Annotated in this window: 18 protein-coding genes and 2 tRNA genes; 12 read left to right on the top strand and 8 right to left on the bottom strand. The window is 61.9% G+C overall.

The window, feature by feature from the left end; genetic code table 11:
• Positions 1-148: 148 nt before the first annotated feature.
• Positions 149-1,021 (bottom strand): carboxypeptidase-like regulatory domain-containing protein, encoded by an 873-nt coding sequence (locus F1735_RS28900; protein ID WP_167240141.1) that lies wholly within the window; start codon positions 1,019-1,021, stop codon positions 149-151.
• A gap of 180 nt (positions 1,022-1,201) precedes the next feature.
• On the opposite strand from F1735_RS28900, the gene F1735_RS28905 reads away from it, so the two are divergent.
• Positions 1,202-1,549 carry a hypothetical protein gene (locus F1735_RS28905; RefSeq protein ID WP_167240142.1) on the top strand — a complete coding sequence of 116 codons (348 nt, stop codon included), beginning with the start codon at positions 1,202-1,204 and terminating at the stop codon, positions 1,547-1,549.
• Positions 1,550-1,626: 77 nt separating this feature from the next.
• Here F1735_RS28905 and F1735_RS37565 read toward each other — a convergent pair whose 3' ends face one another.
• Positions 1,627-1,749 carry a hypothetical protein gene (locus F1735_RS37565; protein WP_267876707.1) on the bottom strand — a complete coding sequence of 41 codons (123 nt, stop codon included), beginning with the start codon at positions 1,747-1,749 and terminating at the stop codon, positions 1,627-1,629.
• Positions 1,750-2,095: 346 nt separating this feature from the next.
• On the opposite strand from F1735_RS37565, the gene F1735_RS28910 reads away from it, so the two are divergent.
• The 7 genes from F1735_RS28910 to trpC all read left to right on the top strand — a co-directional run bounded on the left by F1735_RS28910 (position 2,096) and on the right by trpC (position 8,306).
• Complete coding sequence (locus F1735_RS28910; protein WP_167240143.1) at positions 2,096-2,545, top strand: hypothetical protein; 450 nt, start codon at positions 2,096-2,098, stop codon at positions 2,543-2,545.
• Between the two features lie 148 nt (positions 2,546-2,693).
• Positions 2,694-3,407, top strand: coding sequence for a phosphoglycolate phosphatase (locus F1735_RS28915; protein WP_167240144.1), 714 nt, complete (start codon positions 2,694-2,696; stop codon positions 3,405-3,407).
• Between the two features lie 193 nt (positions 3,408-3,600).
• Entirely contained in the window at positions 3,601-5,097 is a 1,497-nt protein-coding gene (trpE, locus tag F1735_RS28920; protein ID WP_167240145.1) for an anthranilate synthase component I, read from the top strand.
• A 1-nt stretch (position 5,098) separates the two neighbouring features.
• The gene (locus F1735_RS28925) at positions 5,099-5,662 is read left to right on the top strand and encodes an anthranilate synthase component II (RefSeq protein WP_167223976.1); all 564 of its coding nucleotides are present in this window, start codon (positions 5,099-5,101) and stop codon (positions 5,660-5,662) included.
• Positions 5,663-5,687: 25 nt separating this feature from the next.
• The gene (trpD, locus tag F1735_RS28930; RefSeq protein ID WP_167223974.1) at positions 5,688-6,719 is read left to right on the top strand and encodes an anthranilate phosphoribosyltransferase; all 1,032 of its coding nucleotides are present in this window, start codon (positions 5,688-5,690) and stop codon (positions 6,717-6,719) included.
• Between the two features lie 144 nt (positions 6,720-6,863).
• Entirely contained in the window at positions 6,864-7,496 is a 633-nt protein-coding gene (locus F1735_RS28935) for a LysE family translocator (RefSeq protein WP_167240146.1), read from the top strand.
• 9 nt (positions 7,497-7,505) lie between these two features.
• A complete protein-coding gene (trpC, locus tag F1735_RS28940; protein WP_167240147.1) occupies positions 7,506-8,306 on the top strand; it encodes an indole-3-glycerol phosphate synthase TrpC in 801 nt (266 codons plus the stop codon).
• A 46-nt stretch (positions 8,307-8,352) separates the two neighbouring features.
• On the opposite strand, the gene F1735_RS28945 is transcribed toward trpC, so the two are convergent.
• Genes F1735_RS28945 through F1735_RS28970 form a run of 6 tightly spaced genes read right to left on the bottom strand, consistent with a single transcriptional unit; the run spans position 8,353 to position 15,632 of the window.
• On the bottom strand, positions 8,353-10,176 hold the full coding sequence (locus tag F1735_RS28945; protein ID WP_167240148.1) for a M61 family metallopeptidase: 1,824 nt from the start codon (positions 10,174-10,176) through the stop codon (positions 8,353-8,355).
• Positions 10,177-10,222: 46 nt separating this feature from the next.
• Positions 10,223-10,813 carry a nucleotidyltransferase family protein gene (locus F1735_RS28950; RefSeq protein ID WP_167240149.1) on the bottom strand — a complete coding sequence of 197 codons (591 nt, stop codon included), beginning with the start codon at positions 10,811-10,813 and terminating at the stop codon, positions 10,223-10,225.
• A 14-nt stretch (positions 10,814-10,827) separates the two neighbouring features.
• The gene (locus tag F1735_RS28955) at positions 10,828-13,047 is read right to left on the bottom strand and encodes a xanthine dehydrogenase family protein molybdopterin-binding subunit (RefSeq protein ID WP_167240150.1); all 2,220 of its coding nucleotides are present in this window, start codon (positions 13,045-13,047) and stop codon (positions 10,828-10,830) included.
• A gap of 10 nt (positions 13,048-13,057) precedes the next feature.
• The gene (locus F1735_RS28960; protein ID WP_167081809.1) at positions 13,058-13,516 is read right to left on the bottom strand and encodes a (2Fe-2S)-binding protein; all 459 of its coding nucleotides are present in this window, start codon (positions 13,514-13,516) and stop codon (positions 13,058-13,060) included.
• 52 nt (positions 13,517-13,568) lie between these two features.
• Complete coding sequence (locus tag F1735_RS28965) at positions 13,569-14,387, bottom strand: DsbC family protein (protein WP_167240151.1); 819 nt, start codon at positions 14,385-14,387, stop codon at positions 13,569-13,571.
• Positions 14,388-14,411: 24 nt separating this feature from the next.
• Complete coding sequence (locus tag F1735_RS28970; protein WP_167240152.1) at positions 14,412-15,632, bottom strand: FAD-dependent monooxygenase; 1,221 nt, start codon at positions 15,630-15,632, stop codon at positions 14,412-14,414.
• 118 nt (positions 15,633-15,750) lie between these two features.
• Here F1735_RS28970 and F1735_RS28975 point away from each other — a divergent pair.
• The 4 genes from F1735_RS28975 to F1735_RS28990 all read left to right on the top strand — a co-directional run bounded on the left by F1735_RS28975 (position 15,751) and on the right by F1735_RS28990 (position 17,957).
• Positions 15,751-15,826, top strand: a tRNA-Phe gene (locus tag F1735_RS28975).
• Positions 15,827-16,058: 232 nt separating this feature from the next.
• On the top strand, positions 16,059-16,136 hold the full coding sequence (locus F1735_RS38335) for a fasciclin domain-containing protein (protein ID WP_373888597.1): 78 nt from the start codon (positions 16,059-16,061) through the stop codon (positions 16,134-16,136).
• 92 nt (positions 16,137-16,228) lie between these two features.
• Positions 16,229-16,304: transfer RNA gene (locus tag F1735_RS28985), tRNA-Phe, on the top strand.
• Positions 16,305-16,649: 345 nt separating this feature from the next.
• A complete protein-coding gene (locus tag F1735_RS28990) occupies positions 16,650-17,957 on the top strand; it encodes a DNA cytosine methyltransferase (protein WP_167240153.1) in 1,308 nt (435 codons plus the stop codon).
• The last annotated feature ends 180 nt before the right edge of the window (positions 17,958-18,137 follow it).

Genomic DNA, 18,137 nt, shown 5'->3' on the forward strand with positions numbered 1-18,137 from the left:
CGTTATCCGGCAGTACATCGAACAGCAGCAGACGCCGCACTAGACGCACCAAACCGGACGGCTGCGCCGTCCGCGCTCTTGACCCCGCCCCGCCCTGAAGGGCGAGGTTTGCCGCGCAACCGATCAATCTGTTAGCGTGCGGGGATGCTTACATTCTCGTCATCACGAAATCGCCTGTGCTGGAACAGGTAAAACCCATATTGCACCAGCGGCCGCGCAGGATACCGTCCTTGTCGATATTGCCGCTCAGCGAGATCCGGTGATGGGAAAGTCCTCCCTGGAAGATCATCTCAACGCGGTCCTCGCTCAGGACGGTGCCAGCCGCGTCATTGAACATATATGCCGCCATCCAGCCATTGTCCGGAGCGTATACATCTTTGGCCACCTCTGTTGCCCAATAACCCAGGAAGGGCCGCCAATCGATATGAAAGCTGCCGTACTCCTGGTACAGGGCCCTATCCGGATCGGATGGCGCCGTCACACGCGCCCACAAGCCCGACCTGAACCGAACCGTCCCGCTGATATTGCTTGCGGATACATTCGAGGGCGTGCCCGGATCAATCGTCAACTCTACCCTCCACTTGCCTGCCAGTTGGCAGCACGGCGGTGGCGCTTTGGCTAGCTTGACGTTCAGCCGCGTGGTCTTGCCGGCCTCGACGGCAACATCTCGCCGTTGCGCCAGCAGATCGGTCCGACCGATGTCGACCGTCACAACACCCGGCACCAGCAGCGCCAGTCCAAACTCGCCCGACGCTCCCGTCCGGTCAGAAACGCAGTCCGACGTGGGGCTGTCGTGGTCGACAGAGACCAGCACACCCTGAAGCGGCAAGCCAGTTTCCAGATCGACGACCTTGCCCTGGATGGCTCCTGTCGTGCGCGCCTCGTCAACCGTCACGGCGCGACGGGCAGTCACTCCCGAACCGAACTGCACCTCCCTGGGCAGGGACCAGCCCCACACGACGAGCGCGAGAAATATCATCAACAGGCCGATGCGAAGCACGGCGACGACACGACGCGACATGAACCGGACGCGGCTCGCCGCAATTGGAGGTATCAATGGTGTTTTCTGAAAGGGTTGTGGCAAATACGCTGGCAAGCATCACCGGCGGCGCGGATGCAAAGGCAGACGCCATGCACCAGGTTCTTCGAGGCCCCTGAACAAGAAACCGTATCATCTCGCCATCTCTACCGACTTTACTCTATGTTTACCAACTCTACCAAGTCCCAGCACGCCCCGATCCGCGCCGTCATCATCGACCTCGATGGCACCCTGCCCGACTTCCACATGGCCATCAACGCCATGCGCAGGCAATTCGGCTATGCCCCGATCACGCGGCAGCAAATCGCGCTGATGATCGGCAAAGGCTCCGAAAACCTGATCCGCGGCGTGCTCGCGCTGGACCACGACGCCGCCGGCGTGGAACAGCGCTTCGCCGACGCCATGGCCTCCTACCAGAGCCACTATCTGGCGATTAACGGCGACCATAGCGCGCTGTATGACGGCGTGATCGAGGGCCTGGAAGACCAGAGAAACGGGAGCAGAAGATGATCCGGCGGGCGATGCGCAAAGCCGTTCGCATGGTTGATACGTTCCCTGCATACATGACCGCATGAACACCACCGCGCTCACAGGTCGAACCAGAAAATCATGCGGCAAAAGTACCCACGCTCTTCGATGTTGGCGATCATGCCGATGGTCGGGCGGCACTCCAGCGACAAACCCCGTTCCACGTGGCCTGCGCCTGCCATCACGAGCCTGAACCCGGACAGCGTCAACCAGCTGCATCGTGAAAATGGGACGCAGAGATAAGAAATGAATATCTGCGCCCATCGCTACTCTTGTCGAGGTCTGGCACCACTGCGTGGCGCGAGGTTCCCGCCGCTTGTATCAAACCGGTCACAGGAGGCGCGACGATGCCAGATCCGCGAACATCCTCCCAAGCTCATTGCGCCCATTCCACGTCAACCAGATGCGCAAGGTGGCGCAGAACGATAACACGCCGTATTGATGAATTGCCAATTTCAGCTCATACTCGCTCCCTGCACTGAAATATTACCAATTTGCACTAAAATTTAACGAAAGCCACACCTCAACATGAATAAAATTTCGCTTTGCTGCCTCCTTTCGCTTGCCTTCCTCAATACCGCCTCTGCGGCGGAAGAGGCGGCGCCAAAGTCCGATCCGAACAATTTCTGCTTTTTCGCTGGCGTCCCGCCAGCCGAGTTCACCTACACGGTGCTAAGGAAAGTCAAAGTGGCTAAGGGGACGTATGGCGGCGTTGCGGAGCTCCTTGGGGAATTGTCCCAACGCGCCAGAGCGGAAGGTGGCGACGCCATTATTAACTATGCCGGCTCGCAGCGCTTTGGCTTCTTCCCATGGCGTCTGGTACGTCCCGTGGTGCGCGGCCAGTCGGTCAAGTGGACCGGTGCCGCCCCCAATTGCGAACAGGCTGGCGGATCGACGCTCGCGACAATCGTCCGGACCAACAAGGCCCCCGACCAATCCGGTCAAGCAGTTGCACCCGAAACCCCGGCGGCTCAATAAACGTCCCGTCGCCTTGTGATGGCAGCCATGCCGCATGGCGACGCGGCCAGCTGCCCCGCATCCACAGAGTGCCCGATCGCGGATCGACGAATGCGCCCGTGCGTCTGCGCTGCGCCATCCGCTCGACGCCCCTAACCGACCCTATCCCATGTTGACCAACTCTCGCAAGTCCGGGCACAGCCCCATACACGGCGTCATCATCGACCTCGATGGCACCATGCTCGACACCCTGCCCGACTTCCACGTCGCCATCAATGCCATGCGCGGACAATTCGGCTACGCGCCGATCACGCAGCAGCAAATCGCGCTGATGATCGGCAAAGGCTCCGAAAACCTGATCCGCGCCGTGCTCGCGCTGGACAACGACGCCGCCGGCGTGGAACAGCGCTTCGAGGACGCCATGGCCTTCTACCAGAGCCACTACCTGGCCATCAACGGCGACCATAGCGCGCTGTATGACGGCGTGATCGAGGGCCTCGAAGCGATGAAAGCCGACGGCCTGCGCCTGGCCTGCGTGACCAACAAGCCGATCGCCTTTGCCACCCCGCTGCTCGCGCAAAAGGGCTTGGCGCCGTATTTCGAGGTGGTCTACGGCGGCGATTCGCTGCCGCGCAAAAAACCCGACCCGATGCCGCTGCTGCAGGTCTGCGCCGACTTCGACCTGGCGCCGTCGCAGGTGGTGGCCATCGGCGACTCATCCAACGACGCCGAAGCGGCGCGCGCGGCCGGCTGCTTTGTGCTGACGGTACCGTATGGTTACAACCACGGGCGGGCTATACACGAAACCGATTCCGATGGTATAGTTATCTCACTTGTAGATGCTGCAATGCGGATTCGTTCGCACAACAACAACGCACACTAAACCTCCACCACATATGTTTTTCATCAAAAAACACAATGTCACCCAAACCGGCTCGATTGAGGCCTGGCTTTGGCGACGCTGGCAATCCTGGGCTAAGTGACCCCGTATTGATTGCTGTCGGCCGCCTTTTTGCGCCGGCAGGTTTTTTGAAACCCACCGCCCGCGCACACGCCATGGCGGCATGGAGAAAAGCATGACCGAACTCGAATTCAAATCGCTGGCCAACGAAGGCTTCAACCGCATTCCATTGATCTCGGAAGCCTTCGCCGATCTCGAAACGCCCCTCACGCTCTACCTCAAGCTGGCCCAGACCCAAAACGCCGGAAAGAACACCTTCCTGCTCGAATCGGTGGTCGGCGGCGAGCGTTTTGGCCGCTATTCCTTCATCGGCTTGCCCGCCACGACGGTGCTGCGCACCTTCGGCGCGCGCACCGAGATCGTCAAAAACGGCAGCGTGATCGAAACCCACGACGGCAATCCTCTCGACTTCATCGAACAGTACCAGGCGCGTTTCAAAGTGGCGCTGCGTCCGGGCTTGCCGCGCTTTTGCGGCGGCCTGGCCGGCTACTTCGGCTACGACACCGTGCGCCACATCGAGCGCAAGCTGGCCGATACCCAGCCGAAGGACGACCTGGGCCTGCCCGACATCGAGCTGATGGTGACCGAGGAACTGGCGGTCATCGACAACCTGTCCGGCAAGCTGTATCTGATCGTGTACGCCGACACCGCGCAGCCGGAAGCGTATTCCAAGGCGCGCCAGCGCCTGAAAGACCTGCGCATGATGCTGCGCCGTGGCGTCGACGCACCGGTCACATCGAGCTCGGTGCGTACCGAAGCGGTGCGCGATTTCAGCAAAGAGGATTACCTCAAGGCGGTCGCGCGCGCCCACGAATACGTGATGGCGGGAGACCTGATGCAGGTGCAGATCGGCCAGCGCATCCGCAAGCCTTACGTGGACAATCCACTGACCCTGTACCGCGCCCTGCGTTCCTTGAACCCGTCGCCGTACATGTACTTCTATAACTTCGGCGACATGCAGATCGTCGGCGCCTCGCCCGAGATTTTGGTGCGCAACGAGACTGCGTCCGACGGCACCAAAAAAGTCACCCTGCGCCCGATCGCCGGCACCCGCCCACGTGGCGCCACGCCCGAACGCGACGCCGAACTGTCGAAAGAGCTGCTGGCCGACCCGAAAGAGATCGCCGAACATGTCATGCTGATCGACCTGGCGCGCAATGACCTGGGGCGCATCTCCGAGATCGGCAGCGTCAAGGTCACCGAGCGCATGGTCGTCGAAAAATACTCGCATGTGCAGCACATCGTCTCGAATGTCGAAGGCACGCTCAAGGACGGCATGTCCAACCTGGACGTGCTGCGCGCGACCTTCCCGGCCGGCACCCTGACCGGCGCGCCGAAAGTGCGCGCCATGGAAGTGATCGACGAACTCGAACCGACCAAACGCGGCATCTACGGCGGCGCCTGCGGTTACCTGTCGTTTGGCGGCGAGATGGATGTGGCGATCGCGATCCGCACCGGCGTGATCAAGGACGGCATGCTGTACGTGCAGGCCGCCGCCGGCATCGTCGCCGATTCGATTCCAGAAATGGAATGGCAGGAAACCGAAAACAAGGCGCGCGCGGTCCTGCGCGCAGCCGAGCAAGTGCAAGACGGCCTGGATGGGGAGATCTGAGATGCTGCTGATGATCGATAACTACGACTCGTTCACCTACAACCTGGTGCAGTATTTCGGTGAGTTGGGCGAAGACGTGCGCACAGTGCGCAACGACGAAATCACGATCGACGAGATCAGCGCGATGCGGCCGGACCGCATCTGCATCTCGCCCGGTCCCAAGACTCCGGCCGAAGCCGGGATCTCGATCTCCATCCTGGAGCAGTTCAAGGGCAAGCTGCCGATCCTCGGCGTGTGTCTCGGCCACCAGGCCATCGGCGCCGCCTTCGGCGGCAAGGTCATTCGCGCCAAGCAGGTCATGCATGGCAAAACTTCAGTGATCGCGCACACCGGCGTGGGCGTGTTCAAGAATCTTCCGAGTCCGTTTACGGTCATCCGCTACCACTCGCTGGCGATCGAGCGCGCGTCGCTCCCGGCCTGCCTGGAGGTGACGGCATGGACCGACGACGGCGAGATCATGGGCGTGCGGCACAGGGAATTCGATATCGAGGGTGTGCAGTTCCACCCCGAATCGATCCTGTCCGAGCATGGCCATGCCCTGTTGAAGAATTTTCTCGAACGCTAACACCTGCCCGTATCAAGGAGCTGTCATGCCGATCACCCCACAAGAAGCACTGCTGCGCTGCATCGAACACCGCGAAATTTTCCACGACGAGATGCTGCACCTGTTCCGCCAGATCATGTCGGGCGAAATGTCGCCGACCATGATCGCCGCGCTCACGCTCGGCCTGCGCGTGAAAAAGGAAACCATCGGCGAAATCGCCGCCGCCGCGCAAGTGATGCGCGAGTTCTCGACAAAAGTGCCGATGGCCGACACCACCCACCTGCTCGACATCGTCGGCACCGGTGGCGACGGCGCCCACACCTTCAATATTTCGACCACGGCGATGTTCGTGGCCGCCGCCGCCGGCGCGCGCGTGGCCAAGCACGGGGGGCGCAGCGTGTCGTCGTCGTCCGGCAGCGCCGACGTGATCGAGTCGCTGGGCGCGAACATCAACCTCTCGCCCGAGCAGATCGCGCAGTCGATCGCGCAGACCGGCATCGGCTTCATGTTCGCACCGAACCACCATGCCGCCATGAAGCACGCGGCGCCGGTGCGGCGCGAACTGGGCGTGCGCACCATTTTCAATATCCTCGGGCCGCTGACCAATCCGGCCGGCGCGCCGAATATCCTGATGGGCGTGTTCCACCAGGATCTGGTGGGCATCCAGGTGCGCGTGCTGCAGCGCCTCGGCGCACAGCATGCGGTGGTGGTGTATGGGCGCGACAATATGGATGAAGTCTCGCTCGGCGCGGCCACCATGGTCGGTGAACTGGTCAACGGCGAAATCCGCGAATACGAGATTCATCCCGAAGACTTCGGCCTGCCGATGATCGCCAGCCGCAACCTGAAGGTGGCGAACGCGGAAGAGTCGAAGATCAAGATGATGGAAGCGCTCAATGGCGAGCCGGGTGCGGCGTACGATATCGTGGCGCTCAATGCGGGTACGGCCTTGTATGCGGCGGGCGTGGCCAGTTCGATTGAAGATGGCCTGAAAAAAGCGCGCGAGGCGATCGAATCGGGCGCGGCGCGGGCAAAGGTTGACCAGTTTGTCCAGGTGACCCAGCAGTTAGGTGCCTGAACGTCGTAGTATCGACTGGAAGATGCCTGTGCCTCAAAACTCAAAACCGTCATTCCCGCGCAGGCGGGAATCTAAGACGCCTACGTTAAGCGACTACGCCTTGGATTCCCGCCTGCGCGGGAATGACGGCTAGGATTTTGCGCCATGTTCGGCATCCACGACCTCCCCCTGTTCATCCTCTCCGGCCTGCTGCTCAACATCATGCCCGGCCCGGACTCGCTCCTGATCATGACGCGCAGCGCCACCCAGGGCTGGCGCGCCGGCGTGGCCGCCACCCTCGGCATCGGCGCCGGCACCATGATCCACGTGCTGGCGGCGGCGCTCGGCCTGTCCGCCATCCTGGCCACGTCGGCGACCGCCTTCATGGTCGTCAAGTACATCGGCGCGGCGTACATCATCTACATGGCGGTCGGCCTGCTGCGCAGCAAACGGCGCGACCCGGCTGCGCCAATCGTCGTACCGCCGCTGCCATACGCTAAAATCTTCGCCCAGGGCTTCCTGACGAATGTGCTGAACCCCAAGGTGGCGGTATTTTTCCTCGCCTTCGTGCCGCAATTTATCTCCCCTGACGCATCGAGCAAGGCCCTGGCGTTTGTCATCCTCGGCTGCATCTTCAACCTGAACGGCATGCTGTGGTGTACCTCGCTGGCGCTGTTCACGGCGCAGGCCAGCGCCCGCATCAAGGTCAATCCACATGTATCGCTGTGGCTTGCCCGCCTCACCGGCGGCCTGTTCATCTGGCTCGGCATCAAGCTCGCGCTCTCCAAACCAAATTAAGGCCTCTCCATGTCCGATATCCTCAACAAAATCCTGGCGGTCAAGGCTGACGAAGTCGCCGCCGCAAAAAGACACCGCGACCTGGCCAGCCTGCGCCGCGAAGTCGAAACCGATGGCACCTTGCGCAGCGGCCTGCGCGGCTTCGAAGCGAGCCTGCGCAAGCACATTGCGGCCGGCCACGCGGGCGTGATCGCCGAAGTCAAAAAAGCCTCACCCTCGAAAGGCGTGCTGCGCGCCGACTTCCGTCCCGCGAACATCGCCGAAAGCTACGCGCGCCACGGCGCGGCGTGCCTGTCGGTGCTGACCGACGTGCAGTTCTTCCAGGGCCAGGTCGAGTACCTGAAACAGGCGCGCGCCGCCTGCGAGATCCCGGTGATCCGCAAGGACTTCATGATCGATATGTACCAGGTCTACGAAGCGCGCGCGATGGGCGCCGATGCCATTTTGCTGATCGTGTCGGCCCTGGACCACGGCCTGATGGCCGAACTGGAAGCCTGCGCGCACGAACTGGGCATGGACGTGCTGGTGGAAGTACACGACGGCGACGAACTGACGGCCGCGCTCAAGCTCGATACGAAACTGGTCGGCATCAACAACCGCAACCTGCGCACCTTCGAGACATCGCTGCAAACGACCATCGACCTGCTGCCGCGCATCCCGTCCGAGAAACTGGTGGTCACCGAATCGGGCATCATGGGGCCAGGCGACGTCAAGCGCATGCGCGACGCCAATGTGCATGCCTTCCTGGTCGGCGAAGCGTTCATGCGCGCGCCGGAACCGGGTGTGGAGTTGCAGCGCCTGTTCAGCTGACCAGACCTTCGCGCATTTCCCGCCGCGCGAGCGGCGGGGGGCCTTCTCAACGCGGCGCGCTCGGACGCGCCGGACCCGCTACTTTCTTGCGCTCGTCGACCAGCGTCAGTTTGACGTCCGGCACACGGTCGCCCTGCAACTGCACGGAGAACGTCATCAGCTCGTCGCGCCGGAAGGCGTGTACGCCGACCGTGTCGCCCACCTTGTAGCGCGACAGCAGCGCATCGAGGTTGGCCGGGTTGCCCGACACCCGCAAGCCTTCCACCGCCACCAGAATGTCGCCCGCCGACAGGCCCGCGCGATGGGCGGCGCCGCCTTCATGCACCTGCGTCAATTTGCAGTCGCCGCCATCGCGCCCGATACCGACGTCGAAGGCCGGCTTGGCGTTCTTGCGTACGTCTTCCAGCTTGACGCCGAACGGCGCATACAGCCTGGCCAGCGGCAGGTCGGCCGTGCCGCGCACATATTTGTCGAACAGCGGCTTGAGTTTCAGGCCGCTGATCTCGTCGAACAGCGCCTCGACTTCGGCGTCGGTCACGCCACGGCCCACGCCTTGAAAAAAGTCGCGCCCGTAACGCTGCCACAGCGCCAGCATCACATCGTCCAGCGACTTCTTGCCCTCGGTTTTGGTGCGGATGGTCAGGTCGAACGCGAGCGCGATCAGCGAACCCTTGCCGTAGTAGCTGACGATGGCGTTCGGCGCGTTCTCGTCCTGGCGGTAGTATTTGCCCCAGGCGTCGAAGCTCGAATCGGCCACGCTTTGCTTGGTGCGCCCGCTCCCGCGCAGCACGCCGCTGACGGCTTTGCCGAGCAGCTTGAGGTAGGCCGCTTCGCCGATGATGCCGCTGCGCACCAGCATCAGGTCATCGTAGTAGCTGGTGAAGCCTTCGAACAGCCAAAGCAGCGCAGTGTAGGTTTCGTTCTGCAGGTCGTACGGCGCAAACGCGGCCGGCTTGATGCGCTTGACGTTCCAGGTATGAAAATACTCATGGCTGCACAGGCCGAGGAATTTGAGGTAACCCTCGCCGATGTCGGCCACCTTGGGCGCGGTGGTGCTGGGCAGGTCGGCGCGCGCGCAAATCAGCGCGGTCGATGCGCGGTGTTCCAGCCCTCCGTAACCGTCGCCCACGGCCAAGGTGAGGAAGACATAGCGCTCCATCGGTGCGCGCCGGGAGCGCGGCTCGAAAAAGGCGATCTGGGTTTCGCAGATGGCTTTCAGGTCGGCTTGCAGGCGCGCCATGTCGAGGTTGGGCACGCGGCCCGAGACAACGATGTCGTGTACGATGCCGTGCGCCTTGAATGTGGCCAGAGCGAAGTCGCCCATTTCGACCGGGTGGTCGATCAGTTCATCGTAGTCGCAAGCGACGTAGGTGCCGAAGCCGTAGCGCTTCGCGCCCAGTTCCGGCAGCGAGGTGGCCACGCGCCAGGTTTTGGCGGCGGCGTCGAGCGGGCACTGGATGTCGACTTCGTGCGGCGTTTGCTCCTGCCCCAGCACGCGCAAATAGACGCTGGTACCGTTGAAGAAGCCGTGGGTCTGGTCCAGGTGCGCGGCGCGCACCGACAGGTCCCAGGCGTAGACTTCATACTGTACGCTCAAGGCGCCAGCCACCGGGGCGGCTTGCCAGGAATGCTTGTCGAGCTTTGTCAGCGCGACCGGCTTGCCGTTCGATTCGGCGCGGATCTGGACGATATTGCGCGAAAATTCGCGGATCATGTAGCTGCCCGGGATCCACGCGGGCAGGGCAAACACCTGGCCTTCGGGCGATGGTGCGGCCACGGTGACGGTGACGTCGAACAGGTGTCCGCCCAGGTCTTTAGGAACAATGGCGTACTGGATAGCCGCCGGCTTCTTGGGTGTCGGTTTTTTCATGTTCAATGGGTAGTTCGTGGAGATGGACCAGCACAAGCTGTCCACCTTACGCGAGTGTAATGGTTTTTAACAGGTCCGCGACTGTATCGATGTCCGAAACAACGCCCGGATCGTCGACCGAAACAACACTCACCGGGTGTACCTTGAGGATGGCGCGCGCGCCCTGGTCGCCGCGCAGCGCCAGCAGCGCCTCGCGATGCACGCGGCCAAAGCCGACCGGGTTGCCGCGCTGGCCGGCATGCACCGGAACCGCAATCGGCGCGCCCTGCTCCAGCGCGGCGCGCAGCGCCAGCATGGTACCGGCGCGTACATACGGCATGTCGCCCAGCGCGATCAGCCACGATGGCGCATCCGGCGGCGAATGGCCGATTGCATGCACCAGCGACGCGGCCATGCCGCTGTCGGCGTCCGGGCAGACGGTGACGATGCAGCCGAGCGTGCGCAGGCAGTCGCCCACGCCGCCGTCGTCAGGCCGTACGACGGCGATCACTTTATCCACCGAAGAGAGTAAAACGCGGGCGCTGGCGGCGACAAGCAGCTCGCCGCCAGGCAAAGGCTGGAGCAGCTTGCTCGCTGCGCCAGTCGGATCGAAACGACGCCCCCTGCCGGCCGCCAGCAGGATGCCGACAGGGATCATGGCCGTGCGCGGGTTCAGGCGGCCTTCAGGTCGAACGGCAGCTTGCGCAGCCGCTTGCCCGTCAGCGTGAACAGCGCATTGGCGAACGCCGGCGCCAGCGGCGGCAAACCAGGTTCGCCCATGCCCGTCGGCGCATCGCTCGACGCCACGGTGTACACATCGACCTGCGGCATGTCGCTCATGCGCGCCACGGTGTAGTCGCCGAAGTTCTGCTGTTCGACCACACCATCCTTGAGCGTGATGGCCGCACCGGGCAAGGTGGTACCGAGCGCCATCAGCACCGCGCCCTGCACCTGCGCTTCGATCGTCAATGAATTGACGACCTGGTTGCAGTGAATGCCGGCGGTGACTTTATGCAGCTTGGGTACACCCTTGAGCACCGATGCTTCGACCACGTACGCGACCACGGAGCCGAACGACTCGTGCAGCGCCACGCCCCAGGCGCGGCCCTTGGCCAGCTTGCGCTTGCCGTAGCCGGATTTTTCGACCGCCAGGTCGAGCGCAGCCAGGTGGCGCACATGCTTTTCGCCGATCAGCTTCTTGCGGTAGGCCACCGGGTCCATCTTGGCCGCGTGCGCGGCTTCGTCGACCAGGGTTTCCATCACAAAGGCGGTGTGGGTCGAACCCACGGAGCGCCACCACAGCACCGGCACGTTGGCCTTGGCGTTATGCACGGAGAGCTTCAGCGGTACGTCGTATGGTGCGCCCATGCCTTCGACCATGGTGTGGTCCACGCCATCCTTGATCATGAAGGGCTCGAACGGCGTGCCGCTGATGATCGACTGGCCGACGATGGTGTGGTCCCACGCGAGGATGTTGCCCTTGGCGTCCAGGCCGATATCGGCGCGGTGTACGTGCGAGGGACGGTAGTAGCCGCCCTTGATGTCGTCTTCGCGGCTCCAGATCACCTTGACCGGACCGGTTTTGCCGGCCGCCTTGTAGCCCTTGGCGACGTTGACCGCTTCGACCAGGTAGTCCGACGACGGCACCGCGCGCCGGCCAAAACCGCCGCCCGCCATCATGGTGTTGAGCGTGACCTGCTCGGCTTTCAGGCCTGCCGTAGCGGCGATTGCCGCATGGTCGACCGTTTGCATCTGGGTGCCGGCCCACACGGTGCAGCTGTCGGCCTTGAGATCGACCACGCAGTTGAGCGGCTCCATCGGCGCGTGCGCCAGGTACGGGAATTCGTAGACGGCCGAGATTTTCTTCGGCGCGCCGGCGAGTTTACTCACATCGGCCTGTTTGGCGATGGTGCCCGGTTTTTTGGCCAGCGCCTTGAACTCGGCCATCTGCTTGCTTGTAGTGACCTTCTCGACCGCGCTGGTATCCCACTCGATCACCAGCGCCTCGCGGCCTTGCTTGGCCGGCCAGTAGCCGTCGGCGATCACCGCCACGCCACGCCCGCCGCGGTCAAGCGCGATGTCGAACACCTCGATCACGCCCTTGATGGCGCGCGCCTTGGTCGCATCGAGCTTGGCGACCTTGGCGCCGAACACGGGCGGGTGCGCCACCACGGCCACCTTGGCGTCGGGCAGGGTGAAATCGATGCCGAACTGCTGCTTGCCGCTCGACTTGGCCAGCGCGTCGAGGCGCTTGACCGGTTTGCCGATAAAGCGGAAATCCTTGGCGTCCTTGAGCACCACCGTTGCGGGCATCGGCTGCTTCATGGCGGCGTCGGCCAGCGAGCCGTAGCTGGCTTTGCGCCCGTCCGGGTGCAGCACGAAGCCGCTGGCGGTGCTCAGCTGCGCCGGACTGGTCTTCCATTGCGCGGCGGCGGCGGCGATCAGCATGGCGCGCGCCTTGGCGCCGATTTCGCGGTACTGCATGAACGAGTGGGCGATGGTGCCCGAGCCGCCCGTGATCTGCATGCCGAACGCGGGGTCCTTGAAGACGTCGCCGGCGGGAGCCAGTTCGCCGCGCATCTGCGACCAGTCGGCGTCGAGTTCTTCGGCGATCAGCATCGGCAGCGCGGTGTGTACGCCCTGGCCGAATTCGAGCCGGTTGACCATGACGGTGACGCTGTTATCCGGCGCGATGCGCAGGAACGCGTTGGGCGCGTACACCGGCTTGGCGGCGGCATCTGCCGCGCGCGCGAACTTGTTCGCGCCGGGCATGAAGAAGCCCAGCACCAGGCCACTGGTGGCGACCGCGCCGGCTTTCATGAAACTGCGGCGCGACATGCCGCCTTCAGGCGGGCGTGTCAACTCCGCCTGGTTGATCCATTCGGTACGCATGCGGCTCTCCTCAGGCTAACGTGGTCGCCGCATCCTTGATGGCCGCGCGGATTCGTTGATAGGTACCGCAGCGGCAGATATTGCCGCTCATGGCGCCGTCGATGTCGGCATCGGTCGGCTTCTTGTTGGTGCGCAGCAGGGCCGTGGCGCTCATCACCTGGCCGCTCTGGCAGTAGCCGCATTGCGGCACGTCGTGGCGGACCCACGCATCCTGCACGGCCTTGCCGACCGCATCGCCCTCCATCGCTTCGATGGTGGTGATCTTCTGGCCGGCGGCGGCCGAAATCGGCGTAATGCACGAACGGATCGCGTCGCCGTTCAGGTGTACCGTGCAGGCGCCGCACAGGGCCGCGCCGCAGCCGAATTTGGTGCCCGTCATGTTCAGGTTATCGCGCAACGCCCACAGGATGGGCGTGGCCGGATCGGCGTCGACCTGCATATCGCGGCCGTTGATATTCAAAGTAACCATGTACTGCTCCCTTGTCTTGTTACTGCGCTTTGAACTGCTGTTTTTATATGTGCTATTTTCTTGCCGCGACCGGCGCTGGCGCGGCTGCGGCGGCTGGCGCGGCAGGTTTGGCAGCCGGCTTGGCTGTCTTGTTCAGGGTGGCGAATTTGGCTTCCAGGCCCTTGGTATCGATCGCGCCCGGAATGCGGCTGCCGTCGGCGAAGAAGATCGCCGGCGTGCCCTCGATGCGCAGCTTGCGACCGAGTTCGAACACCTTGTCGTTCGGGTTGGCGCAGTTGGCGGCGGCAACCGGCGCTGCCTTGTTCTCGATCATCCATTCATCCCAGGCCTTGTTGCGGTCCGGCGCGCACCAGATGTTCTTGGACTTGACCGAGGAATCCTCGGACAGGATGTTGTACATGAAGGTGTACACCGTCACGTTGTCGATTTCCTTGAGCGTGGTCTGGCGGAAGCGCTTGCAGTAGCCGCAGTTCGGGTCTTCGAAGATGGCGATGGTGCGCTTGCCGTCGCCCTTGACCAGCTTGAGCGCATGCTGGAACGGCAGGTCGGCAAAATTGATCATGTTGATCTCGTCAACGCGCTCCTTGGTCAGGTTGCGCTGGGTCTTGACGTCGACCACCTGGCCGAAGATAAGGTACTCGCCGGCTTCGTCGGTGTAGATGATGTCGCCATTGGCGCGCACCTCGTACAGGCCGCTGTAAGGCGTCTTTTTGATCGACTCGATCTTCATATCCTTGCCCAGGCGAGGCTCGATGCGCTTCCTGATGGTCTCTTCCAGGCCCGCTTTGGCGGCGGCGGGAGCCGGGGCGGCGTTGGCGACAGTGGCGGACAATGCGGCCAACACGAACAACGCGAGTGTATTCTTTAACATAGCTTCTCCGATTTCTTTAACAGCCTACTTGCCCATGGCGTGCGACATCAGTCGACGCTTCAGCAATGGCAACTTGTCCAGCAAATTCAGTCCCAGGTTACGCGCGATGCGCACCGGCTCCAGGTTGGTGCCGAACAGGCGCGCCAGGCCGTCCGTGGCAAGCTGCATCAAGAGGATGTCTTCCTTGCGCGCGCGCGCGTAGCGTGCCAGCACGCGCTCGTCGCCGATGGCGCGCTGCGGCTCGCGCGCTGCGATGGTCTTGAGCAGCGCCGACACGTCGGCAAAACCGAGGTTCATGCCGTGGCCGGCCAGCGGATGGACCACGTGGGCGGCGTCGCCCACCAGCGCCACGCGCGGCGCGACGATGGCGTGCGGGCGGATCAGCACCAGCGGCAGGTCCTTGACCGCCTCCGGTTGCAGGGGCTTGAGTTCTCCCAGCTTGTCGCCGGCCAGCACCGCCAGGCGCACGGCCAGTTCGCCCATGCTTTCGTTCATGATGGTGTCGGCCAGCGCATCGGGCGCGGACCAGACCAGCGAGACGCGTTTTCCCGGCAGCGGCAGCAGCGCCACGATCCCTTCTTCGCCGGTGAACCACTGGTGCGCCACACCGTGGTGCGGTTTTTCGCAGGCGAAGTTGGCTACCACGGCGCGCTGGTGGTAAGCGCGGTAGTCGACCCCGATGTCGCACTGGCCGCGCACCCACGACTGGCCGCCGTCGGCGCCGACCACCAGCGCGCTGGCGATGGCGCTACCGTCGTCCAGATGCACGCTGGCGCCGTCAAGGTCGCTGGCCAGCCTGACGGCGCGGCCCGTGACGATGGTGACGTTGGCGGCGAAGCGCAGCGCGGCGTCGAGCGCCTGGTTCAGGTTGCGGTCTTCGACGATCCAGGCCAGCGCGCCGACATGGGCGCCAAAGGCATCGAAGGCCAGGTCGCCCGGCTTGGCGCCGTCGCCGTTGACGGCCATGACGTCGACCGCGGCCACCCGGTCCATGTCGAGCGCGCCCCACACCTTGAGCGTGGAGAGCAAGCCGTGCGCGGTGTGGTTGAGCGCGTAGACGCGCACATCCCAGGGCTGCTCGCCGCTCGTGGCGGCGGGGGTGATGGGGGCCGATGGCGGGACCAGCACGGTGACGCTGTGACCGGCCTGGGCGAACCCGAGCGCGGTTGTCTTGGCGATGGCGCCGTTGCCAACGATGCACACCGCGCTCTGATGACGCGCGGAAGAAGAATTTGGACTAGTCATACAGAGCATTATAGCGGCTGGGAAGCAGACAGTTTTTTGCGGCAGCGGAAGGATTTATCGACAAAGTTGCCAGTCGGCCTTGCAAAGTGGGAATCGGGTGTCTATAATCATGCCTCTTGGCCTGGTAGCTCAGTCGGTAGAGCAGAGGATTGAAAATCCTTGTGTCGGTGGTTCGATTCCGCCCCGGGCCACCAAGAATTGAAAAACGCCACCTTCGGGTGGCGTTTTGCATTCCTGCTCGTCACTTTCCCCCTCCCTTTTTTGATAATCGGCCGCGACATTGACGTCGCCGGGCGCTCGCGTCGCGAGAAATAGCAAGGCCGGTCATGAACCGCTTTTGAACCGCTATGATGCAATCAGGCCGGCGCATACACTCGACCTGACCCGGGAATAACGATAAATTGACTGCGTACCGGTTCAATATCGGTGCGACAGAGCAAAACCGATATCGCGGCCGATAATGGCGTGATCCACGCGATCGATACGGTCGTGATGCCGAAATAGGCGGCAAGAGCGGCGGTGCGGTGCGGGCGTGACAGCAATACTCAAACCCGCACTAGCCAGACCGGCCGGGGGCTGCTATGATAGCGACCCTTGGCCTGGTAGCTCAGTCGGTAGAGCAGAGGATTGAAAATCCTTGTGTCGGTGGTTCGATTCCGCCCCGGGCCACCAAGAACATGCTTCACGAAACGCCCACTCATGCAAGTGGGCGTTTTGCTTTGCTGGATTCGCAGCCCTTGGCTCCGGTCCACTCTCGGCTCGGCGCGCGACCCAATATCCATACCCTCATTCCTCGACACACCATCCAAGAGATTTCTAACGTAATTGCGACTGGCAATAAGACGATGTCTATACAATGTTAGACCCGCATAGCACTCTGCCCGTTCAAGGTCGCAAAATTTAACCGATGAACTGCCAAGAAATTGAGCGCTCAATGATGAGCATCAAGAAGCTAGCTACAATGCAACATCAATCGCCAGACATTGAGCATCAGGCTAACCTGTCAATATTTCGAAAATGAAACAATCAACGTGCCAATCTTCAGATGATGTCCTTGCCCTTTTTGCTGGGGCTGGTGGACTGTCGTATGGTTTTAGCCTTGCTGGATTGAAGCCCGTTGCAGGAGCGGAAATAGATTCCGATGCCTGCAGTACCTACCGGAACAACCTCGGGTCAGCGTGTTTTGAACTAAACCTAGGGACCGCCGACCCCGATTTTTTCACCAAAATACTGTCGGGCAAAGAGCCGCTTGCCGTCATCGGCGGCCCGCCTTGCCAAGGATTCAGCACTGCCGGTGCGAGAAATGCGGTTGATCCGCGCAATGCCTTGATCTTCAATTATTTAGAAATCGTAAAGACTGTCAATCCACGCTGGTTTGTATTTGAGAATGTGGAAGGGTTATTAACCTCAGGTCGAGGCGAAGCAGTCGCCGCCTTGGTGGAGCGTTTCTTACTATTCGGCTATTCTGTGCGACTGCAAAAAGTTAACTTTGCAGCATATGGAGTACCACAAACAAGAAAACGGGTTGTCATCATTGGCAACAGACTCGGCATCGATTTCGAGTTCCCCGAAGAAGTCTATTCATTTGACTCGGGAAAATCCAAGAAGCGGTCAGCCAAACCATTTGCCCCTTCTATAAATCAAGCGTTAGCAGGCCTTGGGCATGCTGCTCGCGACAGGTCGATGTTAGTCGGGTACTCGACCAGTACACCGGCATCACAATATGATGCGCTGATGCGAGGGAAAAATGAATCTACGGCGGTCTCGCTCCATTGGCATTCCACCGATGACGAGGATGTCGAGCGATTTTCCATGCTTGCACCAGGGCAATCAATGAAACATCTCCCCGAAGAGTTGTGGCATCCATCCTTTCGCCGCCGTGCATTCCGGCGAGTTAGCGACGGAACGCCGACTGAAAATCGGGGCGGAGCACCGTCTGGAATAAAACGCCTTCATGCCGACCTCAATTGCCTGACCATCACCGGTGCGGCGACGCGCGAATTTATCCATCCAACCGAGCACCGAGCACTAACGCTTCGAGAGTGCGCGAGATTACAGAGCTTTCCGGATAGTTATGAGTTTTCCGGACCTGTGAATGCCGTTTCGCAACAAATTGGCAATGCCGTTCCACCACAGGCGGCACTTTCGATCGCCCAACATCTGATGAAATTGGACGCCAGATTCGGAAGCGACCTGGGTGTATCTGACAGAATAAAGTCCCCTCGGCTGCTTGGATTTAATCTCACTGACTCTCTTGGAATGAGTGAAGCGCTCCGTGAAACAGAGGGTCGATTAGTAAGACTTCTACAACCAACCCTATTTTAATTTATGGCTCGCGATCCACGATTAGATGCAGAAAGTCAGGCGTTTCTTACTAACGAGCCAATTGCAAAACGATTTTTCCGAACTGGCCGACATCAGGAGAGCACGATTTTTCATCGCTTTTTCGTGATATCGGAGGAAATCTGATCGGTTACGGCGGCGGAATCATGGCTAATCTCATTT

The sequence above is a fragment of the Massilia genomosp. 1 genome (assembly GCF_011682185.1).
Classification (GTDB): domain Bacteria; phylum Pseudomonadota; class Gammaproteobacteria; order Burkholderiales; family Burkholderiaceae_D; genus Telluria_A; species Telluria_A rubra.